The organism is Pseudorhodoplanes sp. (genome assembly GCF_035565855.1).
GTDB lineage: Bacteria > Pseudomonadota > Alphaproteobacteria > Rhizobiales > Xanthobacteraceae > Pseudorhodoplanes.
Genome location: NZ_DATMRX010000140.1, coordinates 1 through 1,520, shown reverse-complemented (window position 1 = coordinate 1,520; position 1,520 = coordinate 1). Strand labels below are relative to the sequence as shown.

Annotated in this window: 1 protein-coding gene; it reads right to left on the bottom strand. The window is 64.1% G+C overall.

The genetic code is table 11. From position 1 onward, the window contains the following. Positions 1-105: 105 nt before the first annotated feature. On the bottom strand, positions 106-1,520 hold a 1,415-nt coding region (locus tag VN004_RS07960), incomplete at its 5' end, for a toprim domain-containing protein (protein WP_325608723.1).

The window sequence follows — 1,520 nt, the reverse complement described above, 5'->3', positions numbered from 1 at the left end:
AAGACCGGCAAGCGTGGTGCGAAGTGCGAAAACCCAGTCGCCGCGCGTCGGACGCATCAGGCCTGCAAGCGTGTCCCTGATCCGGTTCATCGCTCGCATAAAGGATCAGATGTCCAGCGCGTCGGCCTCGGCGAATTCGGCACGCTCGGTGATGAAGCGGAAGCGTGCTTCCGGCTTTGTCCCCATCAGCGCATCCACCGCATCGCGGGTTGCTGCTTCCTCATCGATCACATCGACACGCAGAAGCGTGCGCTTCTTCGGGTCCATGGTGGTTTCCTTGAGCTGATGCGCCATCATCTCGCCAAGGCCCTTGAACCGCCCGATCTCCACCTTGCCGCGCCCGGTGAACTGGGTGCGCAGCAATTCGTCCTTGTGGGCGTCGTCGCGCGCATAGGCGACCTTGCCGCCCTGCCGGATCGAATAGAGCGGGGGCACCGCCATGTAGAGATGCCCGCCATGAATGAGCTGCGGCATCTCCTGATAGAAGAAGGTGATGAGCAGCGAGGCGATGTGCGCGCCGTCGACATCGGCATCGGTCATGATGATGACGCGGTCGTAGCGAAGGTCCTGATCGCGATATTTCGAGCGCGTGCCGCAGCCGAGCGCCTGAACCAGGTCGGAAATCGTCTGGTTGGCGGTGAGCTTGTCGTGACCGGCGCTGGCGACGTTGAGGATCTTGCCGCGCAGCGGCAGGACGGCCTGCGTGGCGCGGTCGCGCGCCTGCTTGGCGGAGCCACCAGCCGAGTCACCCTCGACGATGAACAGTTCGGCACCTGCGGCGGCATTCTGGGTGCAGTCGGCCAGCTTGCCGGGCAGACGCAGCTTGCGCACGGCGGTCTTGCGCGACACCTCGCGCTCCTGACGGCGGCGAACGCGTTCGTCGGCGCGCTGGATCACCCAGTCGAGCAGCTTCGAGGCTTCCTGCGGGTTGTCTGCCAGCCAGTGGTCGAACGGATCGCGGATAGCGCTTTCGACGATGCGCACGGCTTCGACCGTCGCAAGGCGATCCTTGGTCTGGCCGACGAATTCCGGTTCGCGGATGAATACGGACAGCATGCCGGCGGCCGAGATCATCACGTCTTCGGACGTCACCACCGAGGCGCGCTTGTTGCCGACCAGATCGGCATAGGCGCGCAGGCCGCGCAGCAGCACGTTGCGCAGGCCGGTTTCATGCGTGCCGCCTTCACCGGTCGGAATGGTGTTGCAGTAGGAGTTTAGGAAGCCGTCGCCGCCATACCAGGTCACGGCCCATTCGACGGAGCCATGACCACCCTGACGCTCGGTCTTGCCGGCGAAGATTTCACGCGTGACCTGAAAATCGCCGCCCAGCGAGGCGGCCAGATAATCCTTGAGACCGCCCGGATAGTGGAACTCGTCCTTCGGGGGCGTGGTGTCCTTCTCGCCGATCAGCAGCGGATCGCAACTCCAGCGGATCTCGACGCCGCCGAAAAGATAGGCCTTGGAGCGTGCCATCTTGTAGAGGCGCGCCGGATCGAACTTCGCGCCCTTGCCGAAAATCT